Raw genomic sequence first — 18,043 nt, forward strand, 5'->3', positions numbered from 1 at the left:
TTTTTTGTCCCCCCCGCCGATCTCGCCGCGCTGCTGAGCTCTGTCACCCGCACCGTCGTGGCAGACCATGACCTCGATACGTCATTGGTCCCCGACGCCGTGGTCATCGAGCGACCGCGCCATGCCGACCACGGTGATTACGCCACCAACGTCGCACTACAACTGGGCAAGAAGCTCGGGGTGAATCCGCGTGAGCTCGCCGGATGGCTGGCCGACGCCTTCGCTGCCGCCGACGGGATCGCCAAGGCCGAGGTCGCGGGCCCCGGATTCGTCAACATCTGGTTGGCCGCGGCCGCGCAGAACACCGTCGTCGCGACGGTCCTCGACCGGGGCACGCAGTACGGTCGCGGCGACGAATTCGCCGACAAGGTGATCAACCTCGAATTCGTCTCGGCCAACCCGACCGGGCCGATCCACCTCGGTGGCACCCGGTGGGCCGCGGTCGGCGATGCACTCGGACGTGTGCTCGCCGCGCGTGGAGCGGCGGTGACGCGCGAGTACTACTTCAACGATCACGGCGCCCAGATCGACCGATTCGCGCGGTCGCTGGAGGCCGCGGCACTCGGCGAGCCGACGCCCGAGGACGGGTACGCGGGCGAGTACATCGTCGACATCGCGCGTCAGGTCACCGAGCAGGTTCCCGATGTCCTCGACCAGCCGGAGGCGCAGCGGGTCGAGACCTTCCGTGCCGTGGGCGTCGATTTGATGTTCGACCACATCAAGAAGAGCCTGCACGAGTTCGGCACCGACTTCGACGTCTTCACCCACGAGAACAAGATGTTCGAGACCGGGCTCGTCGACGAGTGCATCGCCGAGCTCAAGGCCAACGGCAACCTGTACGAGTCCGACGGCGCCTGGTGGCTGCGCACCGAGCAGTACGGCGACGACAAGGATCGCGTCGTCATCAAGAGTGACGGCGAGGCCGCCTACATCGCCGGCGACATCGCCTACTACCGCGACAAACGCAACCGGGGCTTCAACCTGTGCATTTACATGCTCGGCGCCGACCACCACGGATACATCAAGCGGCTCAAGGCGGCCGCGGCCTCCCTCGGTGACGACCCGGGGACCGTCGAGGTGCTGATCGGGCAGATGGTGAACCTCGTGCGCGACGGCAAGCCGGTGCGGATGAGCAAGCGTGCCGGCACGGTCATCACCCTCGACGACCTCGTCGACGCGGTCGGTGTGGACGCCGCTCGGTACGCGCTGATCCGCTCGTCGATCGACGTCAACATCGACATCGACCTCGATCTGCTCGCCAAGCAGTCCAACGACAACCCGGTGTACTACGTGCAGTACGCGCATGCCCGCCTCGCCGCACTCGGACGCAACGCCGACGACCTCGGGCTCTCGGCGAGCACCGAGCACCTCGACCTGCTCGACACCGCCGAAGAGGGCGACCTCATCAAGACCCTCGGTGATTTCGACGAGGTGGTCGCGACCGCCGCGACTCTGCGTGAGCCGCACCGTATCTGCCGCTACCTCGAGAGCCTCGCCGGAACCTATCACCGCTTCTACGCGCACTGCCGCGTGTTGCCGCAGGGCGACGAAGAGGCCGGCGACATCCACCGCGCCCGGCTGGCCCTGTGTGCGGCGAGCCGTCAGGTTCTGGCCAACGGGTTGGCCCTGGTCGGCGTCGGCGCACCGGAGCGGATGTGAACGCCCACCCCGCCGGGCCTCGGCACGCCGACCTCGTGGCTGCCCCGCATCTGGCGCAGAAACCCAACGATCCCGCGGTACTCGCCGAGATCCCGGCCCAGGTGTGGCCGCGTAACGCCGTTCGCGACTCCTCGGGTGAACTGCAGATCGCCGGGGTCGGGGTGAGCGAACTCGCCGAGACCTTCGACACCCCGTTGTTCGTCATCGACGAGTCCGATTTCCGGTCACGCTGCGCGGACATGATCGACGCCTTCGGGCCCTACGGTCGCGTGCACTACGCGTCAAAAGCCTTCCTGTGCACCGAGATCGCGAAGTGGGTCGATCAGGAGGGCTTGTCGATCGACGTGTGCTCCGGTGGTGAGCTGGCGATCGCGTTGCACGCCGGGTTCCCGCCCGAGCGAATCGCCTTCCATGGCAACAACAAAAGTGTTGCCGAGCTCGCCGCGGCACTCGATGCGGGAGTCGGGCACATCGTCTGCGACTCGATGACCGAGATCGAGCGACTCGACGCACTCGCCGGCGAACGGGGACTCGTCGCCGACGTGCTGATCCGGGTCACCGTCGGCGTCGAGGCCCACACCCACGAATTCATCGCGACCGCGCACGAGGACCAGAAGTTCGGTTTCGCGTTGACCGGCGGGGTCGCCATGGAAGCGGTCCGCCGTGTCTTCGCGACCGACAACCTGCGGCTGGTCGGCCTCCACAGTCACATCGGGTCGCAGATCTTCGACATGGACGGCTTCGAGCTCGCCGCACACCGTGTCCTCGGCCTGCTACACGACGTGGTCGCCGAGTTCGGCGTGGACAAGACCTCACAGATGTCGATCGTGGATCTCGGTGGGGGACTGGGTATCTCCTATGTTCCGGAGGATCGGCCGTTGCCGGTCGTCGCGGTGGCACAAACTCTGGCCGAGATCGTCAAGCGCGAATCGGCGGCGGTCGGGCTGCCGATGCCGACGCTCGCGGTCGAGCCCGGCCGCGCGATCGCCGGCCCCGGCACCATCACCCTCTACCGCGTCGGCACCATCAAGGACGTCGAACTCGGTGGGGGAGCGATTCGACGGTACGTGTCGGTCGACGGCGGCATGAGCGACAACATCCGCACGGTGCTCTATCAGGCCGAGTACGACGTGCGGTTGGTCTCGCGGGTGTCCGACGCCCCCGCGGTGGTCAGTCGCGTCGTCGGAAAGCATTGTGAGAGCGGCGATATCGTCATCAAGGACTGCTGGCTGCCGGAGGATCTGGCGCCCGGTGACCTGATCGCGGTGGCTGCGACCGGGGCTTACTGTTATTCGATGTCCTCGCGGTACAACATGGTCACCCGCCCGGCCGTCGTCGGTGTTGCCGACGGGACGGCCCGGGTGATCCTGCGGCGAGAGACGATCGACGATTTCCTGAGGCTGGAGGTGACCTAGGTGAGCCAGACACAAGACCCCACCGGAGCGGGTACACAGACACGATCCATCGGAGTCGCGGTGCTCGGTATGGGCAACGTCGGCACCGAGGTCGTGCGCATTCTCGAGGAGAGTGCCGACGATCTGCGCGCCCGGGTGGGCGCGCGACTCGAGGTGCGTGGCGTGGCGGTGCGCGATCTCGCCAAACCCCGCAAGATCGACTCCGAGCTGCTCACCGACGACCCGGCGTCGTTGGTCGCCCGTGACGACGTCGACGTCGTGGTCGAGCTGATGGGCGGAATCGACCCGGCCCGCAGCCTGATCCGTCATGCGCTCGAGAGTGGCAAGTCGGTCGTCACGGCCAACAAGGCACTGCTGGCCGAATACACCGGTGAACTCGCGACCGCGGCCGCGACCGCCCGCGCCGACCTGTACTTCGAGGCGGCGGTGGCCGGTGCCATCCCGGTGATCCGTCCGCTGACGCAGTCGCTGGCCGGCGACACCGTCGAGCGGGTGGCCGGAATCGTCAACGGCACCACCAATTTCATCTTGTCGGCGATGGATGCCGACGGTGACGATTACGAGGTGGTGCTCGCCGAGGCCGGTCGGCTCGGTTACGCCGAGGCCGATCCCACGGCCGACGTCGAGGGATACGACGCGGCGGCGAAGGCGGCGATCCTCGCGTCCATCGCCTTCCACACCCGGGTCACCGCCGCGGATGTGTACCGCGAGGGCATCACCGCGGTGACCTCCGCCGATCTGCTCGCCGCCCGCAAGTTCGACTGCACCATCAAGCTGCTCTCGATCTGCGAACGTGTGCGCGATACCGATGGCACGCAACGTGTTTCCGCTCGTGTCTATCCGGCGCTAATCCCGTTGAGCCATCCGCTCGCGACGGTCGGCGGGGCATTCAACGCCGTCGTCGTCGAGGCACAGAACGCTGGGAGATTGATGTTCTACGGACAAGGCGCCGGCGGGGCACCGACCGCCTCGGCGGTCCTCGGCGACCTGGTGATGGCCGCCCGCAACAAGGTGCACGGAGGTCGTGGACCGTTGGAGTCCACCTACGCCAAACTGCCCATCGCGTCGATCGGCGACGTGCCCACCCGCTACTACGTGTCGATGCGGGTCGCCGACCGCCCCGGAGTGCTCGCGCAGATCGCCAGTGAGTTCTCCAAGCGTTCGGTCAGTCTGGCCGCCGTACGGCAGGAAGGCGCGGGAGAGGATGCCCGGCTGATCGTCGTGACCCACCGCGCTCCCGACCGTGCTCAGTCCGAATGCGTTGCGGCACTGGAAGACATGGACGAAGTACTCAAGGTGTCGAGTGTTCTGCGATTGGAAGGTACCGATGACTGACGCCCCGTCGACCCCGCTCGCCCCCGTGCATTCGGGGTGGCCCGGACTCATCGAGGCCTACCGGTCGCGGTTGCCGGTCGCCGACGACTGGAAGGTGATCACCCTGCTCGAGGGTGCGACCCCGCTCGTTGCGGCGCCGTATCTCTCGGAGCTCACCGGCTGCGAGGTGTACCTCAAGGTGGAGGGTCTGAATCCGACCGGGTCGTTCAAGGACCGCGGTATGACCATGGCCGTCTCCAACGCGGTCAACAACGGCAAGACCGCGGTGCTGTGCGCGTCCACCGGCAACACCTCGGCGTCGGCGGCCGCCTACGCCACCCGCGCCGGGATCACCTGTGCGGTGCTGATCCCGCAGGGCAAGATCGCGATGGGCAAGCTCGCGCAGGCGGTCATGCACGGCGCCAAGATCATTCAGGTGCAGGGCAACTTCGACGACTGTTTGGAGCTCGCCCGCAAGGCGACCGCCGAATTCACCGAGATCGAGCTCGTCAACTCGGTCAACCCGGCCCGCATCGAGGGGCAGAAGACCGCGGCCTTCGAGATCGTCGACGTCCTCGGCCGCGCTCCTGATGTCCATGCGTTGCCGGTCGGCAACGCCGGCAACATCACCGCCTACTGGAAGGGCTACTCGGAGTACCACACCGACGGGATCGCCTCGTCGCGTCCGCGCATGCTCGGTGTCCAGGCGGCCGGCGCGGCGCCGCTGGTCAGCGGGGAGCCCGTGGCCGACCCGGAGACCATCGCCACCGCGATCCGGATCGGTAACCCGGCCAGCTGGCATCAGGCCGTGGCCGCCAAGGACGAATCCGGCGGGCAGTTCCGCGCCGCCACCGACGAGAAGTTGCTCGAGGCCTACCGTCTCGTCGCGGGCCGCGAGGGTGTCTTCGTCGAACCCGCGTCGGCGGCCAGTGTCGCGGGCCTGCTCGCCGCGCGTGAGGAGGGCTGGGTGCGTGCCGGGGAAACCGTCGTGTGCACCGTGACCGGCAACGGACTCAAGGATCCCGACACCGCGTTGTCGGGGATGCCCGAGGTGGAAGCGATCGACGTCGACCCGGTGGCGGTGGCCCATGCCCTCGGCGTCGCCTGAATCGCTCATGGTCACCCCGGACACGGTGTATCGGCAACTGCCCGAAGGTATTTCAACTCGGGTTCGGGTTCCGGCGTCGAGTGCGAACCTGGGGCCGGGATTCGACTGCCTGGGTATCGCGCTCGGCATCCACGACGAGGTGACGGTCACGACCACCGACACCGGGCTCACGGTCGAGGTGATCGGTGAGGCGGCCGAGCAGGTTCCTCTCGACGCGAACCATCTCGTCGTGCGCGCCATCCTGAGCGGTCTGGCGCACGCCGGCTTCTCGGTGTCCGGCATGCACCTGCGCTGCGTCAACGTCATCCCGCACTCGCGCGGTCTGGGATCGTCGGCGGCCGCCTCGGTCTCCGGCCTGGCCGCCGCGTCGGGACTACTGGCGGCGTCGGGGGTCGCCGCACCGCTGACCACCGACGAACTCGTGCAACTCTCCAGCGAGTTCGAAGGTCACCCGGACAACGCCGCCGCATCGGTACTCGGCTCGGCCGTGGTGACCTGGACCGAACGCACCGACGACCGCGACCGCTACCAGGCTCGTGGTCTTCGGGTGCACCCCGACATCAGCGCCACCGTGTTCGTGCCGTCCACCGAGTCGTCGACCGCCTTCACGCGCGGACTGCTGCCCGACGAGGTGCCACGCGCCGACGCCGTGCACAACCTGAGCCGTGCGGCCCTGGCGGTGGTTGCGCTGACCAGCGACCCTAGTTGCCTGCTCGCGGCCACCGAGGATCGTCTGCACCAGCCATACCGGGCAGCCGCGATGGGACCGACCGCAGAGCTCGTCGCCGCGCTGCGCAAGCGGGGACATGCGGCCACGGTCTCCGGCGCGGGACCGAGCGTACTGGTCCTCGGCGGTGCACCGCTCCCATCCGACGCCCGTGACCTCGGAATCGAGTACGGATTCGTTCCGCAGACCGTCGAAATCGCGGGCGGAGTCGAGATAGGCTGACGCCCGAGGCCGGCACGAGCAACGACCCATTCGCCGAGGTCGAGCCGGTGGGGGTCGGGATGTGATGACGTCGGGGAGGACGAGCGGGGAATGCACACGCCGAATGCGGCACGGAGTACCTCAGGGACACGGAGTACCGCAGGGACACGGAATACGGCGGGGACACGGAATACGGCGGGGACACGGCGTGTTGCCCCATCTGGGACGACGCGTTATCATATCCTCGTCTAGCCGCGAAGGCTCGTTCAGCCATGTTCTCGGGTAATCAGCTTGGTGGTCCACTCCGTAGAGGAGCCGCCTCCACAGCGGAACGAACGGTTCACCGATACCGACCCGACAATCACCTCCTCGAGCCGGCACCCAACTGGCGCACCCGAGTACAGGAGTGACACTCGCAGCCGGAGACCACGATCTCTCACCCGTCCACCGAGGGCGGGCATGCCCGACGAACCTCGGCATCTGACAACCGAGGGCGACGGCGGAATGAAGCCCCTTGCGGCACACGGTTTGCAAGGGAATGAAAGGACATCCGTGACCGATACGGACCTGATCACCGCACCCGCTTCCGCAGACACGACCACCGAAGCGGCGGCGCCGAAGACCCGCGCCCGCAGCGCCCGAACCGGACTGTCCGGCATGGTGCTGAGCGAACTCCGTGCGCTCGCCGGGGAACTGGGCATCAAGGGCACCTCAGGCATGCGCAAGGGTGACCTCATCGCTGCGATCAAGGAGCGCCAGTCCGGCGGATCGCCGAAAACCGGCGAGCAGGCCAAGGCCGGTTCCCCCGAACAGATGACGATCACCGCCGACGAGCCCACCGGCCGTCCGACGCGTGGACGCGCGAGCAAGAACGGCGCCGCCGAGACCGGCGCAGGCGAGACCAGCGCACGCGAGAACGGCACCTCCCGGACGTCTGCCGCGGACTCCGACGCGGCAGCCGGCGCCGAGAAGACCGACGCGGCACCGAAGAAGCGCTCCGAGCGCGAGTCCACCGACACTTCCGGCGAGTCGACGAGCGGTGGCGGCGAGGCCCGCACCGAGCGGCGCGACAATCGCGCCGACGCCGAGGGCGACGACGCGTCGGGCAACCAGCGCAACCGCAATCGCAACCGCAACAACCAGAACCGTGAGGGTGGCCAGAACCGCGAGTCGGGCCAGAATCGCGAGGGCAACCGGAACGGCGGTAACAACCAGGGCGGTAACAACCAGGGCGGGCAGGGCCAGAACGGCAACCGCGACAACAACCGCGACGACGACGACGACCAGGGCGGCCGACGCCGCGGACGTCGGTTCCGCGAGCGGCGTCGTGGGCGCGACCGCGAGAACACCTCGGGCGAGCCGCAGATCTCCGAGGACGACGTCATCGCGCCCGTCGCGGGCATTCTCGATGTGCTCGACAACTACGCGTTCGTCCGCACCTCGGGGTACCTCGCCGGCCCCAACGACGTCTACGTCTCGATGAATCTCGTGCGCAAGAACGGCTTACGCCGCGGTGACGCCATCACCGGTGCGGTGAAGGTGCCCCGCGAGGGTGAGCAGCCCAATCAGCGGCAGAAGTTCAATCCGCTGGTGCGACTCGACACCGTCAACGGTGCCGAGGTCGAGGCCGCCAGAAAGCGCCCGGAGTTCGGCAAGCTGACACCGCTCTATCCGAATCAGCGCCTGCGCCTGGAGACGACCCCTGATCGCCTGTCGACCCGCGTGATCGATCTGATCATGCCGATCGGCAAGGGGCAGCGAGCATTGATCGTGTCGCCGCCGAAGGCCGGTAAGACCACGATCATCCAGGACATCGCGAACGCAATCACCACCAACAACCCGGAATGCCATCTCATGGTGGTGCTCGTCGACGAGCGCCCCGAAGAGGTGACCGATATGCAGCGCTCGGTCAAGGGTGAGGTCATCGCCTCGACGTTCGACCGTCCGCCGTCAGATCACACCTCCGTCGCCGAGCTGGCCATCGAGCGCGCCAAGCGTCTGGTCGAGGGTGGCAAGGATGTCGTGGTGTTGCTCGACTCCATCACCCGTCTCGGTCGCGCCTACAACAACGCCTCGCCGGCGTCGGGTCGCATCCTCTCCGGTGGTGTCGACTCGACCGCGCTGTATCCGCCGAAGCGTTTCCTCGGCGCCGCGCGCAATATCGAGAACGGCGGGTCGCTGACGATCATCGCCTCCGCGCTGGTCGAGACGGGCTCCACCGGCGACACGGTGATCTTCGAGGAATTCAAGGGCACCGGTAACGCCGAACTCAAACTCGACCGCAAGATCGCCGACCGCCGGGTGTTCCCGGCCGTCGACGTCAATCAGTCGAGCACACGTAAGGACGAGCTGTTGATGTCGCCCGAGGAATTCGGGATCGTCTACAAACTCCGTCGTGTGCTGAGCGGCCTCGATTCGCAGCAGGCGATCGACCTGTTGATCAGCCAGCTCAAGAAGACCAAGACCAACGTCGAGTTCCTGATGCAGGTGCAGACCAATGCGCCAGGCGCGATGAAGGACGACTGAGACAGGTCTCGCCACAGGGCATTTGGCCCGCTGGGCCTTGACCACCTCAAGCCGCCCTCGACCATCCAGCGATGGTCGAGGGCGGCTCGATTCGTCCGGTGGCCTGCCTGTTGCGGGCGCGGGCGGCTCAGGCGACCAGGTCGGTCAGTAGATGATCCCAGGCAGCGAAGACCGGTGCGGGAACCGGGCCGGTCTGGGTGAGCACGAGGCTGCAGGCGCCGTGCCGGTCGTACAGCTCGATCGAGCCGGTGCGTCCCCACACTCCGTCCGACCAGGTGATCCAGGACTCGGCGACCAGACCGAAATTGATCATCGCCCGCCCGCGCCCGGAGGCCACGACCATCTGGCCGCGGTGCTCGCGGGCGCCGTCGAGCTGGTCGTGGCGCATCTGGATACACCCGGGTGCACAGGTGGCCGTCGTCATCGCCATGCCCAGGAGTGCAGCGTGTTCGAGCGCGGCGATCACCTGCCGGTCGTCGACCCTGCGGAAACCGGCATCGGAAAGACCCGGGAGTTCGGTGCGTCGCGCGACACCGCCGTCGGCAAGGATGGAATCGAATTGGGTGATCTGGTCGTCGTCGGCGCGGACAGGTGTCGGCGTCGACCAGCTCGCAGGGGCGTCGGGACCGTATGAGTCGAGGCCGGCGGCGTCGGCGAAGCTCGGATCGGCGCGCCCGAGTCCGATCGACTCGAAGGCCAGCCGGTCACTGAGCTCGGTGAGATACGTGGCATGAGCGGTGTTCCCGTCGACGTCGAAGAACCGCAGGGTCGGCGGGACATGTGCGGCGGGTTCGGTGATCAGCGCCGACCCCAGACGAGCGGGGTTGAGCCGCAACGTGATACGCGAGGCATCGCACCGGATCGGTCCACCCGGATGCACCGGCGGCTCGTGGGCGCCGACGTCATTGCACACCACCGGCCCCGCCACGGTGACGCCGACCACCTGGTCGAGATGTGGAAGATGCGCTCCGACGACGGCGGGCTCGACGCCGAGTACAGTGCCGGTGAAACCCGGGGAGGCCATCAGCGTCGCGAGATCGCTGGTACCCGAACTCCCTGGCGCACAACCACATCCCTGGTCGCGCCGACAGCCCCGCGACAGGGACGTGCCGGAGCCGTCGGGGGCGTCTTCATGGCCGGGAGTGGACTCGGGGTTGGTGGGCATGACGCCCTTCCTTTCCTAGTAGACGTCGCGCAGGTAGCGCTTGTCCTTCTTCAGTTGATCGAGGTAGTCACCGGCCTGATCGGCAGAGCGGGAACCGTGCTCGGCGATGATCTCGGTGAGTGTGGTCTCCACGTCGCGCGCCATCCGGGTGGCGTCGCCGCACACATACAGGTGCGCACCGGATTCCAGCCACGCGAAGAGTTCCGCCCCCTGCTCACGCATCCGGTCCTGTACATAGACCTTGCGATCCTGATCACGGGAGAACGCGAGATCCACACGGGTGAGCACACCGTCGGCGCGGAATTGGTCGATCTCATCGGCGTAGAGATAGTCGGTGGCGTGATGCCGGTCGCCGAAGAACAGCCAGTTCCGTCCCGAACAGCCGCGGGCCTGCCGCTCGTGCAGGAACGCACGGAACGGTGCGATTCCGGTACCCGGCCCGATCATGATCGTCGCGGCGTCGTCGGCCGGCAGCCGGAACGACTTGTTGGGGGTGATGAAGACGTCGACGGTGTCGCCGTCGTGGCGGCGATCGGCGAGGAACGTCGAACACACCCCACCACGTTCGCGTTCGCCGGAGCGGTAGCGGACGGTGGCCATGGTGATGTGCACGGTGCCCTGGTGTGCACGGGGACTCGACGAGATGGAGTACACCCGGTGCGCCAACGGACGCAGTTCGGCGAGCAACTCCTCGGGGGTGATCGTCAGGGACGGGTCGACCTCGAGGAGGTCGAGCACGTCCTTGCCCCACAGCCACGCGTCGAGTGCCTCCTTGTCGCCGGTGGACACCAGGTGCAGCAACTCCGGATCCTGACTGCGCGAGGCGATGTAGTCGACGAGATACTTCGACGGCGTCGCGATCTCGTACTGACGTGTCAGGGCATCACGCAACGTGCGGGTGGACTTGCGATCGGTGATCGGCTCGTCGCCGGTCGCTCCGAGACGGCTGATCACGCGTTCCACCAGAGCAGCGTCGTTGACCGGGGCGATGCTGATACCGTCGCCCGGCTCGTAGGTGATTCCGCTGTCGCCCAAAGAGATCACCAGATGACGAACTTCCTTGTCCGATCCCGGGCCGGACAACACCGTGTTGGCGACGATGGTCGCCGGATACGGATTCTTGCGCCCCCACTTCGCCGGCGTACGGGGCCTGGTTGCCGGGGCGGGGGCAACGGTTTCGGCCGCAGCGGGGACCGAAGGCTGGGTGGCCGGTGCCGAGGAGTCATATGCCGAGGAGTCATATGCCGAGGAGTCGGGGGCGGTGGAATCGGAGGTGTCGGTGTCGACGGTGGCCAGCGCGGTGATCGCGCCCGAGATCCACTCGCGGGCAGGTTCCTCGTAGTCGACGTCGCAGTCGACCCGGTCGATCACCCGGGTGGCGCCGAGTTCGGCCAGTCGGGCGTCGATGTTCTTCCCGGCCTGACAGAACCCGTCGTAGATCGAATCACCCAGCGCCAGAACGCCGTAGAACAACCCGTCCAGGCGGGGTGCGTCGGGTGCGGCGAGTGCTTGCCAGAACAGTTCACCGTTGTCGGGCATGTCGCCCTCGCCGTAGGTGGAGGTGATCACCACCAGTCGTCGCACCGCAGTCAGGTCGCCGAGTTCGAGGGCGTCGAGACCGCAGAACTGGGGGACGAATCCCTGCGCGCCGGCCTGTTCGACGAGTTGCTCGGCGAGGTATTCGGCGGTCCCGGTCTGGGAGCCGAACACGACCTGCAGGGCGATCCCGGTCGGCGCGGCCGCCTGGACCGCGCCGATGGGCTGCGCGGTGGCCGATCCGGCCATCGCGATCTTCGTGTTCAATCCCGCGAGAAATCCCGCCAGCCAAGCCTTCTGATCGCCGGTGAACGGGACGTCGGAGGGAATGTAGGGCAATTGCATCTCAGGAGACCTCCGGTAGGACTGCGGCGGCCGAACGCGCGAGGGACTCGGCGATGTCGGGGATCGCCCGCATGGCGAACAGTTCGTCGAAACTCGGTAGCCGACCGAGTCGTTCTCGATTGTGGCGGTCCTGGTGGAGAATCCAGCCGTAGGTGCCGGGGGCATCCATCGAGCGCACATTGCGGCGTTCGAGTGCCGCCTTGTAGTCGTCGACGCGTTTTGCGGAGATGAGCGCGGCGATCTGCTCGGAGTCGTACTGCGCCAGAATGTCTCGCACATAGCGGGACACCCGGGCGATGAGATCGTGATCCTCGGTCAGGATCAGATTGCGTGCCGAACGCGCGAGGAACTCCTCACTCGGCGAACCCGTTGCCGCCCTGGCGCCCCGGTGGTTCAGTCGCGCGCCTGCGACCTCGCGGGCGAGTTCGAAAACCGTGAAAGCGCCCAGCAAGCGGTACATGTCGGCATCGTCGGTGTGGCCGTACTCGGGCACCACACCCTCGACGACGGGTGTCCCGGAGCGCAGATCGGTCTTGAGGGTTCGGATCTGGCCGAGTGCCATCGCCCCGACGAGTTCATCGCGTAGCGCTCGCGGGCTCAGCGTCGCCATGAGGGTGTCGGCGTCCTGGTGGGCAAGCAACGCCCGGGGTAACGCATAGCTGACGTAATGCCGTTCGGTCTCCCAGTTCTCGAGCAGCCGTGTGGCCAACGCCGAGCCGGTGGCCTCGGCGTGCATCTGCAGCAGGGTGAACGCGGCATGGTGATGGATCGGGGCGAGTGGATCGCCGACGCCGGTGATCGCACCGACGATCACCGAGTCGTTGCTGATCCGTTCGGCAAGTTCGCATCCGGGATCGTATTGATAGAGAAAGCCGCCGCTCATCCCGTTTCCCAGGCCGTTGCCGTAGCCGCCGAGGTTGAACACGGCACCGCCGGTCATGTACTCACAACCGAATTCGCCGAGCCCCTCCACGACGGCGGTGGCACCGGAGTTGCGGACCGCGAAGCGATCTCCGGCCTCACCCTCGACGAACAGGCGCCCGCCGGTGGCCCCGAACAGGGCGAAGTTCCCGATGAGGACGTTGCCACCGAGCGCGGGGGAGCCGCCTCCGGGGGACCGCACCACGACGGTGCCGCCGCACATGGACTTGCCCACTCCGTCGTTACAGGTTCCGTGGTGTTCCAGCCGCATCCCGTCGTTGCAGAATGCGGCATAGGACAATCCGGCCGAACCGGAGGTGGCGACGACCACGGTATCGGCGTCGAGGTGGCATCGGCCGCGATCGTCGCGGATCGCGGCGGTGACCTCGGGGACGGTCCCGTGATTGAGCCGCCGCTCGATGTCGACGGCGAGTTGTGCACCGACACTTCGGTTGCGGTTGGTCAGCACCACCGGTGTGGTGTGGACCCTGTCGCGGGACTCATCGACAAGCGCGCGCCAGACCTGTTCGCCGAGCGCGTCATCGACGCGGTAATCCCGTTCGAGATAGACCGGATCGGTGATCTCGGGTGCCTCGATCCGCGCGAGCAGGGCTTGCGGGCGCAGACCGGAGACCAGTGCGGGATGATCGATCAGCCGGAGCAGATCGGTGCGTCCCCGGGCGGCGCGCAGATCCGGCAATCCGAGGTCGGCGAGGAGTTCGCGGACCTCGTGGGCGACATTGAGCAGATACTGCGCCATCGCCCGTGGATCGCCGTCGAACACCTCCGGATTGGTGGTGAGTCCGGCCGGGCACTTGATGTTGCAGTTCTTGGCCATCACGCAACCGATCATCATCAGTGCGGCGGTGCCGAATTCGAAGCTGTCGGCACCGAGGAGAGCAGAGACGAGCACGTCGCGTCCGGTCTGGTGGGCGCCGGAGGTCCGCAGCACCACCTTCTGGCGCAGCCCGTGCACCGACAACGCCTGATGGACCTCGGCGAGCCCGATCTCGGCGGCTCGGCCCGCATACCGCAGGCTCGTCACCGACGCCGCGCCTGTTCCGCCGGTGTTGCCCGCCACGTTGATGACGTCGGCGCCGGCCTTGGCGACACCGACCGCGATGGTGCCGATGCCCTCAGAACTGACGAGTTTGACGATCACCCGAACACGCGCGGCCTTGCAGTCGTGGATGAGCTGGGCGAGATCCTCGATGGAGTAGGTGTCGTGGTGCGGCGGTGGGCTGACGAGTTCGACGCCCGGGGTGCCGCCACGGGCGGCGGCGATCTCGACGGTCACCTTGGGTGCCGGGAGTTGGCCGCCCTCACCGGGTTTGGCTCCCTGGCCGATCTTGATCTCGAGCTCGGTGAGCATCGGGTCGGCGAGGTATCCGGCCCAGATCCCGAATCGTCCGGAGGCGAATTGCTTGATCCGCGAGGCGCGCAACGTCCCATAGCGCGAGAGATGTTCGCCCCCCTCGCCGCAATTGGACAGGCCACCGACCATGTTGGTGCCGTGGGCGACCGCCTCATGGGCGGGTGCGACGAGTGCGCCGTGACTCATTGCGCCGGAGGCGAAGGTCGCCGTGATCTCATGTGCGGGTTGCACGTCGGTGAGCGCGATCGGTGGGGTGTCGGCCACCGGCTCCAGGATGTCGCGCAACGCGCTCGGGCGGCGGGCCCGCGTGGCCGCCAGATCGGCGACGAAACCGCGATAGGCGTCGGTGACGGTGAACCGATCGATCTCGGCGGGACTCAATGCCGCAAAGCTGCTGTCCTCGTAGACCTCGTCACCCAGACCGAACGCGTCGGCGAGGGTGGCCAGGGTGAGCAGGCGGACCGTGTCACCGAGCCCCTCGGCCTCTGCTTTCGTCGATTCGCCTCGCGCCGAGGAGAAATGGATCTTCTCGTCGACGAGGGCGCCGTATCCGCGGACGGCCGCGGCGCCGAACGAGTGTCCCGCGCCCTCGGCACGTTCCTTGAACAGGCCGAGCAGGGGTAGGTCGGCGTCGGCAGCCGGTATTGGCACGCTCATCGCCGCGCTGTGTGCGGCTCCGAGGGCCTCGACGATCGGCTGTAGCCCCACACCGCCGACGGGTGCCCGCAGATTCGGGAACCAGTGGTGCAGATCCTGCTCGGCGGTGTCGAGGAAGGCCGGTTCGAAGAACTCACCGCCGATGTAGCTTTCGACCGTGCAGAGCCCGACCCGGCCCATGGTCTTGCACAGCGATTTCTCGGCGGCCTTGCGCCACCGGGCGAACCCCTCCTCGTCGGGTGCCCGCCGGGCCACCGTGTGTGGATGCACCGCGGCGGCACCGAACCCGAGGATCGCCGCGAGATGATGCGACGATTCGACCTGGCCGGTGTCGACGACGACCGAGATCCGCAGGCGCACCCCGGCGGAGATGAGTTGCTGATTGACCGCCGACACCGTGAAGATCATCGGCAGCGCCGCCCGTTCGGGACCGATCCCGCGGTCGCTGAGGACGGCGATACCGCCGGTGGCCGAAGCGAACTCGACGATTCGAGCGCCGAGACGGTCGATCGATTCGACGAGGTGGATGCGATCGGCGTCGGCGTCGACTCCCCGCTCGAATGTCGCGTCGAAGAGCTGCACTGGTGATTCCGACTGTGCCATCAGCAGTCCGAGCTCGCCGGCGGTGAGAATCGGTGTGCCGAGTACGATCTGGCGTCCTTCGGACGGGTCCGGCTCGGCGTTGATGTCCGGGCGCCGGCCGAGTGCGACCCGCAGGCTCATCCCGTCGGCCTCCCGGATGGAGTCCAGTGGCGGATTGGTCACCTGCGCAAAACGCTGCGAAAAGAACCGTGACACATTGGGTTCGACGTTGGTCAGCGGATTGATGGCGTTGCCGAAGCCCATCGCGGAGACCCGCTCGACGCCGTCGGCGAGCATCGGGTCGATGAAGTACCGGAAGCTCTCCTGATCGAGATTGTAGGCGCGGTAGCGCTGATGATCGGTGAGATCGTGCTCGGCGGCCGTGGCCGGGATGCCGTTCGACGAGGACTCGGCCGAGGTGTGCGCTGCGGCGATATCGGCGAGATCGACCTTCGCCGCGCGCAGCAAGGCGGGGTAATCCCGTGCGGTGGAGAGCTTTTCGTAGGCGTCGGCGGTGGTGTAGACGCGATGCTCGCGATGGTCGTAGTAGATCATCCCGCCCGCGGAGACGCGGCCGCGGGCGATCACGGTGTCGGGATCGAAGTCGACCTGCCCGGCTTCGGAGAAGGCGCACAGGTATTCGGTGGTCTCGACGGTGCGCAGCGGCCGCAGGCCGAGACGGTCCAGTCGCGCGCCGATGATCGTACCGTCACCGAAGACGACCGCGGCGGGTCCGTCGTTCTTCTCCTCGTAGAGCGAGAAGTACTCGAACATCGCCCGGACGCGGTCCGACAGCGTCGGATCGTTCTCCCATGCCGGCGGCATCATCGACACGATCGTCGTGACCAGGTCGGTCTGGTCGTTGATCACCCGAGCGGCCACGGTCTGGTCGAGGCGGCTGGAGTCGGACTGGCCGGGTGGACGCACGATGGGCCGTCGGGCTGCCGCGGCGGCGGAGACCTGGGCGATCCGGTTCTTTTTGTCGGTGTTGAGTTCGCCGTTGTGCGCGAGGAACCGGAACGGCTGCGCCATCGTGGGATGCGGGTCGGTGTTGGTGGAGAAGCGCGTGTGGAAGAACAGGGTGTGCACGCGATGATCGGGATCGGCGAGGTCGAGGAAGTAGTCGATGACCTCGGGGGAGGACAGTCGTCCTTTGAGGACCTGTGTGCGTGCCGACAGTGAGAGCGGATAGAGCCCGGCAAGCGCGGGCGCCGTGTAGCCGATCGCCTCGATGTGCAGAAGCGCCTGCTGGACGAGACGGTCGAGGTCCACCGGCTCGGGGCACGGTTGCGGTGCTGCGAAGATCCACTGGCGGATCGGGAGCTGGAAGTCGACGGCGGCCTCGCGGAGAACGTCGTCGTCGACCGGCACGTCGCGCACACACAACACGGTGAATCCGCGGTCGGCCATCGTGCGCTCGATCAACCGGGTGGCCTTGGCGGCCGACTCCTCGGTGGTCGGCAAGAAGAAGTTGCCGACGCAGAACTGGCCGAGGCGCAGGTCGGGGCGGCCGGTGAGTTTGCGGACGAACCGTTGGGACAGGTCGATGCAGATGCCGCCGCCGTCGCCGACGCCCAACGCGGACATGCCGCCGCGGTGGGGTACCGAACACAGTGCGGCACGCGCCTTGTCGATCACGCTGTGCTTCTGGACGCCGTCTTTACGGGTGATGAAGCCCACCCCACAACTGCTCTTCTCGTCGCTGGGGTCGACCAGCAGCTGCTGGTGACCGTGCCGATCGGCCTGCATTCGTCTCCTCGTGTGCCCGCGTATCCACTCGATGTGCCGGCCTCGGCGGTGACGTCCGAGTGAGCCGGTCGGCGATGTCCGCTGCGACGATGAAGCGAACATCAGAGGCACTATAACTTAGCCAAGCCTTACCAACATGAGCGTGCCCTAAATATGTCGCCGATGGCGGGAATGAACCCGTGGGTGGGTCTGTTGAGGCCGGTGAACCCTTCGGTGGGGCACGTCGTCACCGGTCACCGACGATTTCGGTCCGGTGCGGTACGCGTGGCATACTGATCGGTCGAGTCCGGTTCCGGTTCACACCGACGATCCGCGTCGGTGACCCGGCGACCACGAGAAAGGGACACCAGAGATGAAGCAGGGAATCCATCCCGACTACCACGCGACCACCGTCGTGTGCGGCTGCGGCAACACGTTCGAGACCCGCAGCACCGCTGCCAACGGTCGCATCAACGTGGAAGTCTGCTCGCAGTGCCACCCGTTCTACACGGGCAAGCAGAAGATCCTCGACACCGGCGGTCGCGTCGCGAAGTTCGAGGCTCGCTACGGCAAGCGCAAGAAGGCCGACGCCGCCAAGTAGACCCGTCGACGACGCCCGCCCGGTTCAGCAAGAACCGGCCGGGTGTCGTTTGTCTTTGGTGGGCGTGGTCGCAGATCGAATTCCCGGTGGCATCGGTGCCACACACGCCGTGTTCGCGCCGCGCCGCGATGCAGGAGGAAGAGCGAGGAGCGGAGCGACAAGGCGATGACGACGAAGAGCGGT

The 18,043-nt window shown here is 67.1% G+C and carries 10 protein-coding genes; 7 read left to right on the forward strand and 3 right to left on the reverse strand.

All coding sequences use genetic code 11. The features are described from left to right. The first annotated feature begins 30 nt into the window (after positions 1-30). The 6 genes from argS to rho all read left to right on the forward strand — a co-directional run bounded on the left by argS (position 31) and on the right by rho (position 8,950). Positions 31-1,659, forward strand: a complete 1,629-nt coding sequence (argS, locus tag B1964_RS07075) for an arginine--tRNA ligase (protein WP_079929349.1) — start codon at positions 31-33, stop codon at positions 1,657-1,659. Further along, positions 1,656-3,074 (forward strand): diaminopimelate decarboxylase, encoded by a 1,419-nt coding sequence (lysA, locus tag B1964_RS07080; protein ID WP_006368541.1) that lies wholly within the window; start codon positions 1,656-1,658, stop codon positions 3,072-3,074. Before argS ends, lysA begins: the two co-directional genes overlap by 4 nt. Then, positions 3,075-4,409, forward strand: a complete 1,335-nt coding sequence (locus B1964_RS07085) for a homoserine dehydrogenase (protein WP_079929344.1) — start codon at positions 3,075-3,077, stop codon at positions 4,407-4,409. After that, the gene (gene thrC / locus B1964_RS07090) at positions 4,402-5,496 is read left to right on the forward strand and encodes a threonine synthase (RefSeq protein WP_006368539.1); all 1,095 of its coding nucleotides are present in this window, start codon (positions 4,402-4,404) and stop codon (positions 5,494-5,496) included. Before B1964_RS07085 ends, thrC begins: the two co-directional genes overlap by 8 nt. After that, positions 5,477-6,445 carry a homoserine kinase gene (gene thrB, locus B1964_RS07095; RefSeq protein ID WP_006368538.1) on the forward strand — a complete coding sequence of 323 codons (969 nt, stop codon included), beginning with the start codon at positions 5,477-5,479 and terminating at the stop codon, positions 6,443-6,445. Before thrC ends, thrB begins: the two co-directional genes overlap by 20 nt. A 531-nt stretch (positions 6,446-6,976) precedes the next feature. Then, a complete protein-coding gene (gene rho, locus B1964_RS07100) occupies positions 6,977-8,950 on the forward strand; it encodes a transcription termination factor Rho (RefSeq protein WP_079929345.1) in 1,974 nt (657 codons plus the stop codon). Between the two features lie 127 nt (positions 8,951-9,077). Here the strand turns inward: rho and B1964_RS07105 are convergent, their stop codons facing one another. Genes B1964_RS07105 through B1964_RS07115 form a run of 3 tightly spaced genes read right to left on the reverse strand, consistent with a single transcriptional unit; the run spans position 9,078 to position 17,280 of the window. Next, positions 9,078-10,115: a heme transporter gene (locus B1964_RS07105; RefSeq protein ID WP_079929346.1), complete on the reverse strand. Its 1,038-nt coding sequence runs from the start codon at positions 10,113-10,115 to the stop codon at positions 9,078-9,080. Positions 10,116-10,130: 15 nt separating this feature from the next. Further along, positions 10,131-11,996 carry a sulfite reductase subunit alpha gene (locus B1964_RS07110; protein ID WP_079929347.1) on the reverse strand — a complete coding sequence of 622 codons (1,866 nt, stop codon included), beginning with the start codon at positions 11,994-11,996 and terminating at the stop codon, positions 10,131-10,133. Position 11,997: 1 nt separating this feature from the next. Then, entirely contained in the window at positions 11,998-17,280 is a 5,283-nt protein-coding gene (locus B1964_RS07115) for a glutamate synthase-related protein (protein ID WP_079929348.1), read from the reverse strand. A gap of 352 nt (positions 17,281-17,632) precedes the next feature. Between B1964_RS07115 and rpmE the strand changes: the two genes are divergently transcribed. Continuing rightward, complete coding sequence (gene rpmE, locus B1964_RS07120; protein ID WP_006368533.1) at positions 17,633-17,860, forward strand: 50S ribosomal protein L31; 228 nt, start codon at positions 17,633-17,635, stop codon at positions 17,858-17,860. The last annotated feature ends 183 nt before the right edge of the window (positions 17,861-18,043 follow it).

It is taken from the genome of Gordonia sp. i37 (assembly GCF_002043085.1).
In the GTDB taxonomy this organism is placed as follows: Bacteria; Actinomycetota; Actinomycetes; order Mycobacteriales; family Mycobacteriaceae; genus Gordonia; species Gordonia polyisoprenivorans.

Excerpts from the sequence above, each read along its gene's own strand:
- thrC (WP_006368539.1), top strand. The coding sequence starts at position 4,402 with ATGACTGACGCCCCGTCGACCCCGCTCGCCCCCGTGCATTCGGGGTGG.
- thrB (WP_006368538.1), top strand. The coding sequence starts at position 5,477 with ATGCCCTCGGCGTCGCCTGAATCGCTCATGGTCACCCCGGACACGGTG.
- B1964_RS07105 (WP_079929346.1), bottom strand. The coding sequence starts at position 10,115 with ATGCCCACCAACCCCGAGTCCACTCCCGGCCATGAAGACGCCCCCGAC.
- B1964_RS07110 (WP_079929347.1), bottom strand. The coding sequence starts at position 11,996 with ATGCAATTGCCCTACATTCCCTCCGACGTCCCGTTCACCGGCGATCAG.
- B1964_RS07115 (WP_079929348.1), bottom strand. The coding sequence starts at position 17,280 with ATGCAGGCCGATCGGCACGGTCACCAGCAGCTGCTGGTCGACCCCAGC.
- rpmE (WP_006368533.1), top strand. The coding sequence starts at position 17,633 with ATGAAGCAGGGAATCCATCCCGACTACCACGCGACCACCGTCGTGTGC.